This window comes from Acinetobacter sp. YH12076 (assembly GCF_013419525.1).
Classification (GTDB): domain Bacteria; phylum Pseudomonadota; class Gammaproteobacteria; order Pseudomonadales; family Moraxellaceae; genus Acinetobacter; species Acinetobacter amyesii.
This window is the reverse complement of record NZ_VOZY01000001.1, coordinates 1-16,134: the sequence shown is the minus strand read 5'-3', so window position 1 is coordinate 16,134 and position 16,134 is coordinate 1. Positions and strand designations below refer to the sequence as shown.

The following is a 16,134-nucleotide window of genomic DNA, read 5'->3' as shown; positions in this document are numbered from 1 at the left end:
AGATCATGAGCGTATTAGTTAATAAAGACACCAAAGTATTGGTACAAGGTTTTACCGGTAAAAACGGCACATTCCATTCTGAACAGTCAATTGCTTACGGCACAAAAGTGGTCGGTGGGGTGACTCCGGGCAAAGGCGGCACACAACATTTGAATCTGCCCGTATTCAATACCATGAAAGAAGCTGTACGTGAAACGGGTGCAACGGCAACCTCGATTTATGTACCGGCACCATTTGTCCTAGATTCAATTATTGAATCGATTGATTCAGGTGTTGAGCTGATCGTTGTGATTACGGAAGGTGTGCCTACACTCGATATGCTAAAAGCTAAACGTTACCTAGAAACCTATGGTAATAATGCACGTCTAATTGGTCCGAACTGTCCAGGGATTATTACTCCGGGTGAATGTAAGATCGGTATTATGCCGGGGCATATTCATCAGCCGGGTAAAATCGGCATTATCTCGCGATCAGGGACTCTGACCTATGAAGCTGTAGCGCAAACCACCAAGCTGGGTCTAGGTCAGTCGACGTGTATCGGTATTGGGGGAGATCCAATTCCGGGTATGAACCAAATTGATTGCTTAAAGCTGTTCCAAGACGACCCGCAAACTGAAGCGATCATCATGATTGGTGAGATTGGTGGTACAGCAGAAGAAGAAGCAGCTGAATATATCCAGTCGAATGTTACAAAGCCTGTTGTCGGTTATATCGCGGGTGTGACTGCACCAAAAGGTAAACGTATGGGACATGCAGGCGCGATCATTTCGGGCGGTAAAGGTACAGCAGAAGAGAAATTTGCTGCTTTTGAAAAAGCCGGAATGGCCTATACCCGTAGTCCTGCTGAATTAGGCTCAACTATGTTTGAAGTCTTAAAGTCAAAAGGTCTTGCTTAAGTACGGTAAGTTTCTGTTAATAAAAAACCCCTCAAATGAGGGGTTTTTTTATTTTTATTTAATAATAGTGGTTGAATAGTAAAGAAAATTTATAAAATCAGCATATTCTCATTCATTATTAACACTTTAGTATGAATAATTAACCAAATTTAATCGGTCAAAATATGATATAATGTGAAATACGTCACATTAATTTAATTTGATGAATAATTACTCTTCTAACGTGAATAATCATGATTTATAAATCTTATTTATCTCGTCTATGTTTCTTGTCGATTTTTTCGAGCCTTCCTACGGTTGTATTTGCAGTTGATAATATTGATCAGCAAAGAGAACAAAGTGTTGCAGATATCCGTGTCGGTAAAGTGGATCAGGGATTTAACCAATTACAAGTTTTATTAGCGCAACATCCTGAAAATCAGAAGCTCATTGCAGATTACACGCTCCTGCGTTATGCAAATGCAACCTTTAGCTCTACAGATATGGCCTACTTGGCGAAGATTAGTCCAACGACGTTTCCAGATTATGGCAAAGTCAGTGTCATCAAAGCTTTACGTGATCTTAAACAATATGATCAAGCCTTACAGTGGGCACAAAAATTTTATCAGCAGGATCAATCGGAACAGTGGTTGATTTGGCAGGGTGTGTTGCTGGCAGAATCAGGTCAAAAAGAACAAGCAAAACAAAAACTGGCAAATCTCAACTTACAGTCGCTTGGTGCAGATTATCTTTCGCAATTGGCCTATGCCTATCGATTATTGGATATGCCTGCTGAATCTCTCAATGCAGCGAAATATGCGCTAGAAAAACAGCCAAATACTGATACCCAAGAACAGTATATATTGGCTCTATTGCAAAATAGCGATTTTGCCACTGCGCAAAGCTATATTCAGGCCAATGGACTCAATAGTTCTAAGCCAGTGTTGCAACATTTGCTCAAGATGAATGAGTTCTCACAGCGTATCCAACAAGGCATTCAATCCTCAAAAAATGCGTTTGATATGAAGCGTGGGGCAACGGCATTTGAACCACTAGATCGTGTTCTAGCTGAAATGAGTGCTTATGAAGACTCACTTCCTGCAGATGAAGCCAGTAAACGTAAATTTTATTATGAATATATCTATGCCTTAAATGCACGTAATGCTTCAAAGCAGGCACTAGCACAAGTAGAAAAAACCGGTCAAACAGCTAAAGAAATGCCTGCTTATGTACGACATGCTTTGGCAGACAGTTATTTAAAATTACGTCAACCTGAAAAAGCTGAGCCTTTATATCAGAGTTTATTTGCTGAAAAAAATTATGCGGACTATAACGTCTATGCTGGTTTGTACTATAGCTTGATTGAACAAGAAAAATTTAAACAAGCCAATCAGTTAATCGACACCATGGACAAACAGTTGCCGACCTTTGTTTATAGTAATGCAAAAGGTGTTGATAAGGCGCCACACGATGATCGTACTGAATTTATTGCGTTGAAGGGATTGAACTATGCTTATCGCAACGAGCATGAAAAAGCGGAACGTTACTTTAATGACTTAACCGCTAAGGCTCCCGGCAATATCGGGTATCAAAATAATTTGGCATTAATTCAACGTTGGCGTGAAAAACCAGAGCAATCCCAGCACACTTTGGCGCAGCAGAATAGCTTAGAGCCAATTTCACAAGGAATGCAAATTAACCGCATGCAGAATTTCCAAGCCTTGAGTCAAATTCAAGCTTGGCGTGAACTCAATCAATATATGGTCAGTCATGTCGGTGATGATACGGGCGTAAAACAAAGTAAAAAAGAATTAGATGATCGGAATCGTGCGTCAATTCAACATCAAAGTACCTTTGCAAAAAGTGAGTCTGATGATCCTCGTGTACAAAATCGCCTGAAAGGTTCACGTGAACAGGAAAACTGGACGCGTATCAATAGCCCATGGTTTTACGATAATTACCGACTCTTTGCAGACCATAGCAACCGTTGGTCGAAGTATGAGTCTGGCAAATTAAAAGACCAAAGGATTGGCATGGGTTTAGAGTGGGCTTCGGATCGTAAAGCTGCATCTGCATTATTCTCTCAAAGCACCGATGGCGACCGTTTTGGTGTGCAATTGGATTGGTCACATTGGTTAAATGATCATTGGAACTATGCACTGGGTTATGACAGCCAAGCGGATATTCCATTGCAATCTTTGGCACAGGATCATAAAGGGCAGGCTTATCGTTTTGCATTGAACTGGCAACAAAATGAATCACGCAAAGCAGGTGCAAGTTATCAATTGACCGATATTGATGATGGCAATCTACGCCAAGAACTATCGGGATATTTTAAACAACAATTCCAGCAATCTCCGCATCATATTTCTGCGGCAACACTGCGTGGTTATTACGGAAAAAATGATCCGATTGATGTGCCTTATTTTAACCCTGAACATAGCTATAGCGCTGAAGTGACATTGGAACATGATTGGATGACATGGCGAGATTATGAACGTCATTTTAACCAGCACTTTGCAGCAACTATCGGTACATTCAGACAAAAAGGCTACTCAAGTCGTCCGATTTATAATTTGTATTATCAACATGATTGGCAACTCTCACGCACGTGGAAACTGAACTACGGCATAGGTTGGGGTTCACATCCGTATGACGGAAAAGATGAAGATCGTAGTTATGTAGTTGTTGGTTTTGAGGGGCGCTTCTAATGAAAAATACATTAATACACCGCATGTTGAAGCAAAGCTTAGTTCTAGCTGTGACTTTGCCCATCAGTACGACATATCTTTTTGCTGACAATAATGTGCCAAAAACTGCAAATTTGGCGATGCCTGAACTCGATGAAAGTACAGCACATAACCAATTTGTAACGCTGACCTTTCATGATGTTCGAGATGATGTTGCTAAACGTGGTGACCGAGATGTCTATGCGATTAGTACGCAAAATCTTGGGCAATATTTTGCGTGGATTAAACGAGAAGGTTGGCAACCCATTCGTTTAGAAGATGTCATGCAGGCGCGTTTACAAAAGAAAAAGTTACCTGAAAAGGCGCTATTATTAACCTTTGATGATGGTGCGTTAAGTAGTTATAGCAAAGTTTTTCCATTGTTAAAGCAATATCAATTTCCTGCAGTTTTTGCTATTCCAACCAGTTGGATTAATGGTAATACCAAAGATGCTTATGAAGCTTACGGTGTGGGTAATTTGATGAATTGGGATCAAATGCGGGAAATGCAAAAATCGGGATATGCCGAATTTGTGTCGCATTCGGATGATCTGCATCATGGTATTTTGGCAAACCCACAAAAAAATATGGAACCTGCTGCGATTACACGTCAGTATTTTCCAGCTCAAAACCGCTATGAAACCGATGCTGAGTTCGAGCAGCGTATTGTGCAAGATTTGAAGAAATCTAAACAAGAACTTGATCGTCAACTGGGTATTCATAGTATGGCGATCTTCTGGCCATACGGCGCAGTTACACCAGAAATTGAGGGATATGCACGTAAAGCAGGACTGCCCATGTCGTTTAGCTTGGGTAATGTGGTCAGTCAGGCAGATTCAGTGCATACCTATCAGCGTGCCTTGATTATGGATAACCCAACACCAGAGTTTATCCACCAAAATATGGAAGACTTTATCGTTGAAGCTCGTGCGCCTTATAAACAACGTAAAACATTCCTGAATTTTAATTTGACTGAATTACAAGCGCCAACGGATGAGCAATCAGATCAGAAATTAGGGAGATTATTAGATCAGGTCAATGCGTTAAAAACTAATACATTGCTTTTAAATGCCGCAGTTGATCATGATGGTGACGGTAAAATTGATGCCTTATTTTTCCCAAATTCAAAACTGCCGATGCAGCAAGATTTACTGAATCGTACCGTATGGCAAGCTCGTACACGAATTGGTAATCGAGTCTATGCACAGCTTCCAATCAGTTTAGAGCTACAGCAGGGGATTAATCTAGCAGACCTAACGGCAGATCTATTGAAAAATAACAGTTCGCTAGAAGGTTTAATTATTAACACCGGTAACAGTTTGGACTGTGCAATTCATTCAGCTCAGTGGTCAACCGCATGTACTGAGCAAGTGCAAAAAATTATTGCAATTAAAGAGCGTAGTAAGGCGCAAGCGCATTTTTATTCCAATATTAGTAATGACAACCAAACCGCGCTCAAGGTGAATTTAACTGGACATCAGTTTTCTGGATTAAAACCGTTGGTGACTCGTGCCTTAACAGCGTCGGACTTTCTGTATTTAAGTATTAACCCAGGTCAACATCCGCAAAGTTTTAAAGCCTTTATGTCCGCATTGAAGACTTTGAATACAGAGCAAAAGCAACGCTTGATTGTCAGTTTAGATATCAATCCAAAAATGAGCGAGAAAGATTGGACACAGTATCAGCAAAACTATCAGGCTTTACGCGCAGCATCGGTTCAAAAAATCGGACTGAATAATTATCAGCTTCAGGATGGCGAACGCGTTCAACATCACCTATATCAAAGCATCAGCTTGAATGGCAGTCCACTGACTTACCGTGATCCGTATATACAAGGAGGTCAGTAATGCAAGAATGGGAACTGAGTTTTAACGATCTGTTTTTTGCCTTTGCTTTCCTATATCCCTTGTTTATGGCGTGGATTTGGATTGCTGGAGGCGTGTGGTTCTACTTAAAGCGTGAATGGAAACAACCTGAACTTCCCGTGCCAACCGTACACGGTTGTAGCATTATTGTGCCTTGCTTTAATGAAGAAGCACAGGTACGTGACACGATTCGATATGCGATGCAGAGCCAATATCCAAATTTTGAAGTGATAGCGGTGAATGATGGAAGTAAAGATCGAACCGCTGAAATTCTAGACCAATTGGTACTCGAATATCCTAAATTGCGTGTGGTGCATTTGGCTGAGAATCAGGGTAAAGCGTATGCATTACGTGCAGGCACGATGGTCAGCCAATTTGAATACTTGATCTGTATAGATGGTGACGCATTGCTGCATCCGCATTCGGCACTTTGGATGATGCATCATCTGACCAGTTTTCCACGCGTGGGCGCTGTAACCGGTAATCCACGTATTGTGAACCGTTCAAGCATCTTGGGTAAAATTCAGGTTGGAGAGTTTTCTTCGATTATTGGTTTAATCAAGCGATCGCAAAGAACCTATGGTCGTATTTTTACAGTATCAGGTGCAATTGCAGGTTTCAGAAAAACTGCACTAGACCGCATCGGTTATTGGCGTGATGACATGATCACAGAAGATATTGATGTGTCATGGCGTTTGCAGTTTGATCATTGGGATTTGCACTATGTACCGCAAGCCCTTTGCTATATCTATATGCCAGAAACCTTTAATGGACTTTGGAAACAACGTTTACGTTGGGCTCAAGGCGGCATCGAAGTACTATTTGCCTATTTACCTAAAATATTTAAATGGCGTTTACGTCGGATGTGGCCGATTGCATTCGAATCTATCATTAGCGTGATCTGGGCCTATGTCATGTTCAGTATTTTTGTCTTGTATTTTTATGGTCTATTTTTCTCATTACCGGGTGAGTGGGCGATCCAATCACTATTACCTCAATGGTATGGGGTGATTTTAGGTGTAACCTGTTTATTCCAGTTCCTCGTGAGTTTATGGATCGATCGCGCTTACGACAAAAAACGCTTACTGCGAAATTATTTTTGGGTGATTTGGTATCCCTTATTTTTCTGGATCTTAGCCATGCTGACCACGGTCGTTGCTTTGCCAAAGACTATTTTCAAAACCCAAAAGCGTGCGCGTTGGGTCAGTCCAGACCGTGGATTTAGAGGGGAGGAAAACAATGAACCAAGTTAATTTACAAAATCAGAAGCCAGTTGCAAATTCAGATTTTAAAATTATTCAAGATGAATCATTGCTTGAATTACCTGAATATATTGATAAACCTGAATACGTCAAACGCAAGTCAGCAGGCTATGGTCTGATGGCAGTCGGGTGGATGCTTTGGATGTGGTTGTTTTTACCGCTATTAACCCTTGTGTTTTGGTGGTTTGAAGGCACGGTGGTGTATTCACAGGTTATGGATCAGTCCCAACCGATGACCAGTCTAACGATCATGAAATTGATTTTCTCAATCGGAATCTTTATTTGCTGTCTATTTGTTTGGGCAAGTTATAACTGGCTGCGTTTTCACGGTGAAGACCGACGAAAGGCGCCTGAGAATGCTCAAGATGAAGATTTGGCGAAAAGCTTTCATGTAAAAGCCAGTGATATAGCCACGATGCGAGAATCAAAAAATATCACCTTGCACTATACGGACGAAGGACAATTAGAACACTATAAAATCAACAGCTAATCAGCGTTCTTCATTAGATCTAAGGTTCTAGATCTGATGCTGTAGGCATTGGTATTAGTCCGTAGCTAGGGCAGGTGCAAATGCCTTTTTTATTTGCTGTACATCTGGATGATTTTGCACGAAATCATCTGGATAATACCCAATATGTTGCACACCATGCTGTTCTAGTAAACGGATATTGTCAGTGAGCTCCTGATTGGAGATGGGTTTTTGATGATTCCAATCGGTCACTTGAAGTTCAAAAATGGTACGGTTCAAATTGGAGTCATATTTTTTGGCACGTTCGATCAAGTTTAAATAAAACTGACGATGGTCATCTGCTTTTTCCATATAGGGCATGGCCATGATGGCGTTGTAATCATAATGTTGATATGTACTGGCATTAGACTGGCTAAACCATTTTTCACTGTTCGGGTTCAGCACAGCTTCAGCATACATATTTCGAGCAAAATGTAAGTCAGGTTGCTGCTGTTTTAAAATCTGACTGATGCCTTCAGCAAATTGGTCTAGATAAGCGGTTTTGTAGCGTGAAAATTCAAGCTGCTGCGCATGCTTTGGTTGTCCAATCAATTGTTGATCGAAGCCCCATGTTTTGTAGGTCTGAAGCGCTGCGGTACTATTATCCTCAAAATCATTGAGAGTGATATCGTCATGATAAAGAATGCCATCCACTTTATTTTGCTGAATAAAGTCTAGAAAAATTTCTGCTGTGTATTGTTGGTTTCTCGGGTCAAAGGGTGATATCCGAATATAACCTTTTTTTTCACTTTGGCTTTTTACATATTGCAGAGGGTATTGTTTCGGAAACTCCCACGCAATTAAAGGCAGCCATGCATATACAGTTTTTACTTGAGTCTGCTGTCGTATTTCGTGCAAAACACGTTGAAATAAATCTGAGCGCATTGGGATATAGCGATTTTTAAAATACACCGCATCAGCCGAACCATTGGCATCAGGGTCTGCAAAAGCCTGTAGAAAAATCGTATTGGCTTCAATGCTGCGGATACGTTCGATCAAAGCGCGGATATTTTGTTCTTGCTGAGCCTGGTTGGCATCATATACATAATCTAAGTCGATATGCATGATGCGCATACGTTCAGTAGTACTTGGCTTTTGTGCATTGTTGGTCAAAGTTTGATGTACGGAATTGGCTGATGCATATTGCTTGACCAAATCTTGTATTGGGTGGTGGGTAATACGTACAGTTTCAGCACTGCTACAGCCTGAAAAGACGAAACCGAGGCAGGTCATTAGACCTATTAATTTTTTAAAGGGGCGTAGGGAAGTAACGGCATTTAAGGAAGAAGTCATATTTATATTTGCACTGAGCGTATTATCATTCGTAAATGTTTTCATCGCATATTTTGCTGCACGTTATCGCAAGTATAGCTAAGCAGAATATGATGAATCTGAGGATTGTAGCAAGATTGCAGGGGAAGGGTTATTCTTAAAAGTGTGATTTGGTTTGCACTTTGTTGTGATCCAGTATTTCGTCATTTTAAAGTCATGATTTGGTACTGAACGAATTTTTTAAGCTCTCGTAAGTCTTCCTTGTCGATGATCTCAATAAAAAAAACCGCAGGATTAAGCTGCGGTTTTTTTAGCGTGTAAAACGAATTAACCAGCTTTTTTGTTTAAGCTCTGAGTTAAACCATTAATATCGCCACCTTGGATACCAAGCTCACTCATCAAGCTATCAATCAGTGGGGCCTGGCTGCGGTAGCGTAGGGCACTATTTACCACTTGGTCTGACAAGGCAACATTACCGCTACCTTCGTGGTGAGCATCACCTTGGCAAGAACCTGCATGTCCACCATTTAGGCCATTCACTTGCAAAATCTTAATGTCATCAATGTTTTCCATTGGTTTAACACTTTCGCGAATGATTTCAGGTAAGTATTTCAGCATCGCTAAACGAATTTGCATTTCAACCTGTTCAGATGACAATACGTTGTTTGCTTCGTTCACTGCACGTGTACCTTCAGCATCAACTTGGTATTGTTTTTCCATCGCTTGAGCCAACAGAACTTTTGCGTCAGCTTCACCTTTGGCTTTTAAGCGAACTTTTTCAGCTTCGGCTTCAGCTGCAATACGAATCGCTTCTGCATCATCTGCGGCTGCTTGTTTACCCGCTTCAGCCGCGACAGTAATGGCAATCGCATCTTTCTCCGCTTTTTCTTTCGCAGAGACCAATTCAACAGCTTTTTGACGTTCAGCTTGTTGGATTTGACGAACGGTAATCACTTCTTCTTCGGCTTTTACCGCTTGAGCACGGGCTTGATCGGCATGTGCCTTAGCTTCAGATTCAGCACGAGATTTTTCAGCAATGGCAATGGCACGGTCTTGCTCAGCGAGTTCAATTGTTTTCTTTTGTTCCACTTGGGCTTGCTGAATAATTTGTGACTTTTGAATATTTTGATTTTCAACGTCACGTGCAGCAGTAATACGCTTTAAGTCAACTTCACGTTCAGCAGCAATACGCGCTTCTTCGGCTTCACGTTTTTTAGCAGCTTCTTGTGATGCAATTTCTGCAAGCTGTTCTGCACGACGGATTGAAATTTCACGTTCTTGTTGCAGTTTTGCATATTCTTCTTCACGCAAAATTTGTAGACGTGCTTGTTCTGCTTCTAAGTTCTTGGTCTTAATTGCAAGATCTGCATCTTGTTCAATCGCATTACGTTTACGACGACGGTCTTCAATGGTTTCTGTCAGTTTAGTTAAACCTTCAGCATCGAACGCATTTTGTGGGTTAAAGTATTTAAAGCCTGTTTGGTCTAAGCCAGTTAATGAAACAGTTTCAAGTTCCAAACCGTTTTTATGTAAATCTTCAGACACCACTTGCTGAACTTTTTGTACGAAGTCGACGCGTTTTTCATGCAACTCTTCCATCGCCATTTCTGCGGCAACTGCACGTAATGAGTCAACAAATTTACCTTCAACCAAATTCTTAAGTTCATTCGGTGACATGGTCTTTTGACCTAAAGTCTGTGCTGCTGTAGCAATCGAATCTGCGGTTGGTTTCACACGGACATAGAACTCCGCCATCACGTCGACACGCATACGGTCACGTGTAATCAGCGCTTGGTCATCTGCACGACGTACTTCAAGACGGAGGGTGTTCATATTGACTGGGATAATTTCATGCAGCACCGGAAGCACAATAGCACCGCCACCTAAAATCACTTTTTCACCGCCGAAGCCTGTACGCACAAATGAAATTTCTTTACTTGAGCGACGATAAAGTCGAGCAATAATAAAACCAATAAAAATAAGTGCGGCAAAAATTATCCCGACTGAAACAAGGATACCGCTTGGAATAATGTCTAACATGGACGTTTATCTCTTTTGTTGTAGTTCAAGTTAACCCTCTAAAGTGCTAACAAGTTTGGTTTAAAAATCAGTATTTTGTTGACTCATCATGACTTCGAGATTTGCTGAACGTATGACGCGTTAAATGTATTTATATGGTGTTAGAAGAACTGATCGAGCATCAATTCATTCAAAATTTAGAGCATGGTGGCTTGAAAGCCTACATTTGTTTTTTGGGTTAAAACCACTGATTGACCTTGGCTGAAAATTTCATCTTGTTCAGGTTCAACCAAAATATAATGGGTCAATCCGTGTTGATCTTTGACTTTGGCTTGAGCAGGAGACTGTGGTCGTGCATCACCCAAAATGATCGTGGCCGTTCTACCGATCAATTCATCACTATAAATGGCAGTGGTTTCATCTTGGGGTAAAATACGGGCAATGAGCATTGCGCTAAAACGTACGAAGGGCATGCACAGAAAAATACAGGCTGGTGCAATAATCCATGCACTGAACATCATACTGGTCATTTGGTTAACGATGGCTTGAATAGCAAAGCCCAATAAACTATAGACACATAAGAAAATGATGAGCCATACAAACAGTGGAATACGACCCAAATACAACCAATCGAGCACACGTGTCACGATACCTGCATCGGCATCTACACCTAGCTCTGCATTATGACCAACATCCTCAGGTAGGAATTGATCTAAGAAGCCTTGAGAACCACCCCCTAAAATTGTTAACACAATCTCAAAAAGTCCAAACAAGAACATTAAGCAGAGACTGATGCTAAACACGATATTAGACGGGTGAGTAAACAATTCCCACATTATATTTATCTCTATATTTATGCTTATAAAAAATCAAAAAAAAATAATTCTGGCCGAATTTTTTTCAGTAAATAAAATAACATTATCTGTCGAAATTGTGTAAAAAAATTACAGATCAGATTAACAAAAAGTCGGCTTTTATGTGAGCTATTACTAAGTTTTTCTTTAAAAATAGGTGATCAATTAAGTCAGGATTATCTAAATCTAAAGTTAAAAGTATTTCTGCTTTACCCATTTAAGATTTAAGTCATTGTGATCAATCAAATTTTCAGTCTAATTGCAGATATATAAGTGGTCGTGCTCAAGGGAGAGAAATGGCTTGTTAAAAGGCACAGAAAACAATGTTAGGAAATGTAAATTTATAACCGTCACGGCAGTGCTGAGAGCTTTACCGTGACTTTCGATGTCATATGGAGATTTGAACTGGTGTTCAATAGAGCTATTTTTAGGTGGCTTTAACCGTTTTTATAACAATGAAGTTTGAATACGTACTTTCATATCTAATGCGGCTTGAACAATAAAGGTTTTCATCCACTTCACTTGTTCGCCCATCGGATTGGTTTTAATCGCAGTGTCTAAAAAGCCCATGCTTTCAAGTTGAAACAATTGCTTTTCGATCTCTTCCTCTAACTGGCTGCTATTGGCTGCGAGCGGGAAATGGATTAAGTGAAATGCTTTGGGATAATTATAAAAAGCATAGAGCAGATTAAATGCGCGTTGATCGGCCTTTAAATTGCCAGCGCCAATTTCGTAGCCGCGATCTTGGTTACTGTGAGTCACCCCAATCAAAAACTCGAGTTTATTGTCCAAAAGTCGTAGGCCGAACTGAAGGCCAATTTGGTCTGCACTCAGCTCATGTTGGATAAAGTTATTCAGTGGGCTGCCGTCATCATTCAAGGGTTCTTGGAGCACGAGCATGTGTGAAGAATGCTGATAAATATAGCCAGCAAGACCTGCGGCTTCAATCAGCGACTTTAAGGTTTCAAGCGTATATTGACTATATGGCATATCAATAACTATTGGAGAGTGATATAGCTACTTTAGGTAATTTGAGAGAGTTTGAATACCGATTGTTTAGAGGATTTAGCGATTAGTTAATTGATAAAAAATTGCGTAAAATTACGGATCTCGGACTAGAATAATACTGAAATTGATAAGTCTATCGTATTAAATTAATTAAAATTGATAAGCAGTATCAGACAATTTGTATATGACGAATAAGAATATCAATATCACAAAACAAGCAATCGTTATGAAAGCTTAATCACTATAATGTATATATATCTTTAAAAGTGTAATAAGTACACATATTCTAAGCTGGTGTTGTCCATGTCATTAAATGAGGAAAGACTTACTCATCTTAAACAGCTTGAAGCTGAGAGTATTCATATCATCCGTGAAGTTGCTGCTGAGTTCGAAAACCCAGTCATGCTGTATTCAATCGGTAAAGATTCAGCGGTCATGCTGCATCTTGCTTTAAAAGCATTCTATCCTGCCAAACTTCCATTCCCACTACTACATGTAGACACGGGTTGGAAATTTAAAGACATGATTACTTTCCGTGACAACATGGCAAAAGAGCATGGCTTTGATTTGATCGTGCATCAAAACAAAGAAGGTAAAGACGCAGGCGTGAATCCGTTCGATTATGGTAGCTCAAAATATACTGACATTATGAAAACTCAAGGCTTAAAACAAGCGCTTGATAAATATCAGTTTGATGCTGCTTTCGGTGGTGCGCGCCGTGACGAAGAGAAATCTCGTGCTAAAGAGCGTGTTTACTCGTTCCGTGATACCAAACACCGTTGGGACCCTAAAAACCAACGTCCTGAACTTTGGAATCTTTACAACGGTAAAGTGAACAAAGGCGAAAGTATTCGTGTGTTCCCATTGTCTAACTGGACTGAGTTGGATATTTGGCAATACATCTACCTCGAAAATATTAAATTGGTTCCTTTGTATTTGGCTGCTGAACGTCCAGTGGTTGAGCGTAACGGTACTCTGATCATGGTTGATGATGAGCGTATGCGTTTGAACGAAGGTGAAGTGCCACAAATGAAATCGGTGCGTTTCCGTACTTTAGGTTGTTACCCGCTTACAGGTGCAGTTGAATCAACTGCAACAACTTTACCGGAAATTATCCAAGAGATGCTTTTAGCCACAACATCTGAACGTCAAGGCCGTATGATCGACCATGACGAAGCAGGTTCGATGGAAAAGAAAAAGCAGGAAGGTTACTTCTAAGAATCTCATAATCTCCCTTACGCAGCAGTGCTGCTCACCCTCTTTACGAAAGAGGGGAAACTCCCGAGAAGGAACGGAGCGAAGTCTCCCTTTCTTAAAGGGAGATTTAGAGGGATTAAAAAGATTCAGAAACCGATTTCAAAAGAATATGTGGAGCTTTGAGCAATGTCTCATCAATCAGATTTAATTAGCCAAGACATCTTGGCGTATTTAAAACAACACGAAAATAAAGACCTTCTTCGTTTCCTCACTTGCGGTAACGTAGATGACGGTAAATCGACTTTAATCGGCCGTTTGCTTTACGATTCAAAATTGATTTATGAAGATCAATTGCAAGCTGTGACTCGTGACTCTAAAAAAGTAGGTACAACGGGTGATGCGCCTGACTTGGCTTTACTTGTCGATGGTCTACAAGCAGAGCGTGAACAAGGTATTACCATTGACGTGGCTTACCGTTATTTCTCTACTGAAAAACGTAAGTTCATTATTGCTGACACCCCGGGGCATGAGCAGTACACACGTAACATGGCAACTGGTGCGTCGACTGCCGATTTAGCGATCATCTTGATTGATGCGCGTTATGGCGTTCAAACGCAAACTCGTCGTCACTCATTTATTGCGAGTCTTTTGGGTATTCGTAATATCGTGGTTGCAGTGAACAAAATGGACTTGGTTGAATTCTCTGAAGCGCGCTTCAATGAAATTCAAGCAGAGTACAATGAGTTCGTAAACCAATTGGGCGACCGTAAACCTGCGAACATTATCTTCACGCCTATTTCTGCGTTGAATGGTGATAACGTTGTAAACAAATCGCCAAATACGCCGTGGTACCAAGGTCAGACTTTAATGGAGACTTTGGAAACTGTTGAAATTTCGCATGATACGAGCAAGCACGAATTCCGTTTCCCTGTTCAATATGTCAACCGTCCGAACCTCGATTTCCGTGGCTTCTGCGGTACGATTGCACTTGGTGAAGTAAAAGTTGGCGATACCATTACTGCATTACCATCTGGTAAGTCTTCGACCGTTAAAGAAATCGTGACTTTTGACGGTAACTTAGACCATGCTGTTGCAGGTCAAGCGGTAACTTTAACACTGAACGATGAAATTGATATTTCACGTGGTAACGTGTTGGTAAAAGCGGGCGAACAGCCGTTAATTTCACGTTCTGCACGTGCCTCTGTGGTATGGATGACAGATGCGCCTTTAGTAGTTGGCAAGCTGTATAACGTGAAGTTTGGTACGCAAACTATTCCTGCGAAAGTTGCGAAAATTAACTACCGTACCAATGTAAACACATTGGAAAAAACGGAAGTTGAACAGCTTGAATTGAATGCGATTGCAGATGTAACGATTGAGTTTGATGCGCCAGTGGTATTTGACCGTTATAAAGACAGCCGTTACACAGGTTCATTCATCTTTATTGACCGTTTAAGCAACGTAACCGTTGGTGCGGGTATGGTTGAAGCTGCGGTTGAATGGACTGCACACAACGAGCCTGTAACTGCTGAAGCGCGTGCTGCACGTTTGGGTCAAAAACCTGCTGCGGTAACAGTAACTGCGAAAGCACTTGAAAATGCACAAGCGATTGAAAGCTTGTTGATTCAGCAAGGTGTGGTTGCGATTGCAAAAGCGGGCTTAACTGCAGAGCAAGTTGCGCTAGTTCGTGAAACTGGTGTGGTTGTCGTGACTGACCTTGCAGAAGGCACAGACGTAAGCTACGCAGATGAATCTGCTGAAGAAGTTGCTGAGAAAATTGTTGAGTTGGTTCGTCTGTAATAGATTGAATTGATTTAAAAAAGACCCGCTGAGAAGCGGGTTTTTTTTGTTCAAACTAGTGATGTTGTGTTAAATTTAATTATTCTTAAAGTGTATTTGGGGGAATACATGATTACTGGATTTCGATTATATGAAGTCGCAACATATAAAAATCAGGTTGATGTTAATGGGCTTAAAAAGTTAAATTTTTTTTATGGGACAAATGGTTGTGGTAAAACAACAATTAGTAGATTGCTTGCAAATCCCAATGAACTTAAATTTTCTAAATCTGCTGTTAGTAATGTAAGTGGGTATAAGACTTATGTTTATAATCAAGATTTTATAGAGCAAAACTTCCATTTGAATGATCATTTAAATGGGGTGTTTACTCTTGGTGATGATGCAAAAGAAGCGGAGATACAAATTGCTAAAATAAAAAATGATATAGAAGTTATCACAAAAGATACGGATGAAAAGAAAAAAATATTTGATGAGCAAAACGATCAATCTTTAGTAAATCAACAAAGGATTGAAAGGGAAAAATTAGTAGTTAGGGCAGGCTTTGTTGCACAAACCTATCTGTAAAGGCTTTTTCAGCGATATAATTTTCAAATGAAGAAGCCTACACACAAAATCTACCGCACAACCAATTGGCCCGCATATAACCGAGCACTCATGAGTCGCGGAAATATTGCCATTTGGTTTGATCCTGCTACGCAATGGTATGCTCCATCAAAAGGCAAACAAGGGCGAAATCAAACCTACT

12 protein-coding genes and 1 pseudogene are annotated in these 16,134 nt (G+C 40.5%); 9 read left to right on the top strand and 4 right to left on the bottom strand.

The window, feature by feature from the left end; genetic code table 11:
- The first annotated feature begins 5 nt into the window (after positions 1-5).
- The 5 genes from sucD to pgaD all read left to right on the top strand — a co-directional run bounded on the left by sucD (position 6) and on the right by pgaD (position 7,221).
- A complete protein-coding gene (sucD, locus tag FTU22_RS00065) occupies positions 6-896 on the top strand; it encodes a succinate--CoA ligase subunit alpha (protein WP_078192987.1) in 891 nt (296 codons plus the stop codon).
- A 233-nt stretch (positions 897-1,129) separates the two neighbouring features.
- Complete coding sequence (gene pgaA / locus FTU22_RS00060; RefSeq protein WP_180092159.1) at positions 1,130-3,586, top strand: poly-beta-1,6 N-acetyl-D-glucosamine export porin PgaA; 2,457 nt, start codon at positions 1,130-1,132, stop codon at positions 3,584-3,586.
- Entirely contained in the window at positions 3,586-5,451 is a 1,866-nt protein-coding gene (gene pgaB, locus FTU22_RS00055) for a poly-beta-1,6-N-acetyl-D-glucosamine N-deacetylase PgaB (protein WP_257221498.1), read from the top strand. Before pgaA ends, pgaB (FTU22_RS00055) begins: the two co-directional genes overlap by 1 nt.
- A complete protein-coding gene (pgaC, locus tag FTU22_RS00050; protein ID WP_180092156.1) occupies positions 5,451-6,722 on the top strand; it encodes a poly-beta-1,6-N-acetyl-D-glucosamine synthase in 1,272 nt (423 codons plus the stop codon). Before pgaB (FTU22_RS00055) ends, pgaC begins: the two co-directional genes overlap by 1 nt.
- Positions 6,709-7,221: a poly-beta-1,6-N-acetyl-D-glucosamine biosynthesis protein PgaD gene (pgaD, locus tag FTU22_RS00045; protein ID WP_180092153.1), complete on the top strand. Its 513-nt coding sequence runs from the start codon at positions 6,709-6,711 to the stop codon at positions 7,219-7,221. The genes pgaC and pgaD overlap by 14 nt, the downstream gene beginning before the upstream one ends.
- A gap of 54 nt (positions 7,222-7,275) precedes the next feature.
- Here the strand turns inward: pgaD and pgaB (FTU22_RS00040) are convergent, their stop codons facing one another.
- From pgaB (FTU22_RS00040) to FTU22_RS00025, 4 genes are all read right to left on the bottom strand, one after another.
- Positions 7,276-8,532 carry a poly-beta-1,6-N-acetyl-D-glucosamine N-deacetylase PgaB gene (pgaB, locus tag FTU22_RS00040; protein WP_180092150.1) on the bottom strand — a complete coding sequence of 419 codons (1,257 nt, stop codon included), beginning with the start codon at positions 8,530-8,532 and terminating at the stop codon, positions 7,276-7,278.
- 306 nt (positions 8,533-8,838) lie between these two features.
- Complete coding sequence (locus FTU22_RS00035; protein WP_180024120.1) at positions 8,839-10,551, bottom strand: flotillin family protein; 1,713 nt, start codon at positions 10,549-10,551, stop codon at positions 8,839-8,841.
- A gap of 176 nt (positions 10,552-10,727) precedes the next feature.
- A complete protein-coding gene (locus FTU22_RS00030) occupies positions 10,728-11,366 on the bottom strand; it encodes a YqiJ family protein (RefSeq protein WP_180007473.1) in 639 nt (212 codons plus the stop codon).
- A gap of 465 nt (positions 11,367-11,831) precedes the next feature.
- The gene (locus tag FTU22_RS00025) at positions 11,832-12,374 is read right to left on the bottom strand and encodes a hypothetical protein (RefSeq protein ID WP_180092147.1); all 543 of its coding nucleotides are present in this window, start codon (positions 12,372-12,374) and stop codon (positions 11,832-11,834) included.
- A gap of 321 nt (positions 12,375-12,695) precedes the next feature.
- Between FTU22_RS00025 and cysD the strand changes: the two genes are divergently transcribed.
- The 4 genes and pseudogenes from cysD to FTU22_RS00005 all read left to right on the top strand — a co-directional run.
- Entirely contained in the window at positions 12,696-13,610 is a 915-nt protein-coding gene (cysD, locus tag FTU22_RS00020; RefSeq protein WP_078189893.1) for a sulfate adenylyltransferase subunit CysD, read from the top strand.
- Positions 13,611-13,775: 165 nt separating this feature from the next.
- The gene (cysN, locus tag FTU22_RS00015; RefSeq protein WP_180092144.1) at positions 13,776-15,389 is read left to right on the top strand and encodes a sulfate adenylyltransferase subunit CysN; all 1,614 of its coding nucleotides are present in this window, start codon (positions 13,776-13,778) and stop codon (positions 15,387-15,389) included.
- Between the two features lie 108 nt (positions 15,390-15,497).
- Positions 15,498-15,953, top strand: coding sequence for an AAA family ATPase (locus FTU22_RS00010; RefSeq protein WP_180092141.1), 456 nt, complete (start codon positions 15,498-15,500; stop codon positions 15,951-15,953).
- A 27-nt stretch (positions 15,954-15,980) separates the two neighbouring features.
- Positions 15,981-16,134 (top strand): annotated as a pseudogene (locus tag FTU22_RS00005) (IS5/IS1182 family transposase); the annotation flags it as partial.

Excerpts from the sequence above, each read along its gene's own strand:
- FTU22_RS00025 (WP_180092147.1), bottom strand. The coding sequence starts at position 12,374 with ATGCCATATAGTCAATATACGCTTGAAACCTTAAAGTCGCTGATTGAA.
- cysN (WP_180092144.1), top strand. The coding sequence starts at position 13,776 with ATGTCTCATCAATCAGATTTAATTAGCCAAGACATCTTGGCGTATTTA.
- FTU22_RS00030 (WP_180007473.1), bottom strand. The coding sequence starts at position 11,366 with ATGTGGGAATTGTTTACTCACCCGTCTAATATCGTGTTTAGCATCAGT.
- pgaA (WP_180092159.1), top strand. The coding sequence starts at position 1,130 with ATGATTTATAAATCTTATTTATCTCGTCTATGTTTCTTGTCGATTTTT.
- FTU22_RS00010 (WP_180092141.1), top strand. The coding sequence starts at position 15,498 with ATGATTACTGGATTTCGATTATATGAAGTCGCAACATATAAAAATCAG.
- pgaD (WP_180092153.1), top strand. The coding sequence starts at position 6,709 with ATGAACCAAGTTAATTTACAAAATCAGAAGCCAGTTGCAAATTCAGAT.
- FTU22_RS00035 (WP_180024120.1), bottom strand. The coding sequence starts at position 10,551 with ATGTTAGACATTATTCCAAGCGGTATCCTTGTTTCAGTCGGGATAATT.
- cysD (WP_078189893.1), top strand. The coding sequence starts at position 12,696 with ATGTCATTAAATGAGGAAAGACTTACTCATCTTAAACAGCTTGAAGCT.
- pgaC (WP_180092156.1), top strand. The coding sequence starts at position 5,451 with ATGCAAGAATGGGAACTGAGTTTTAACGATCTGTTTTTTGCCTTTGCT.
- pgaB (WP_180092150.1), bottom strand. The coding sequence starts at position 8,532 with ATGACTTCTTCCTTAAATGCCGTTACTTCCCTACGCCCCTTTAAAAAA.
- pgaB (WP_257221498.1), top strand. The coding sequence starts at position 3,586 with ATGAAAAATACATTAATACACCGCATGTTGAAGCAAAGCTTAGTTCTA.
- sucD (WP_078192987.1), top strand. The coding sequence starts at position 6 with ATGAGCGTATTAGTTAATAAAGACACCAAAGTATTGGTACAAGGTTTT.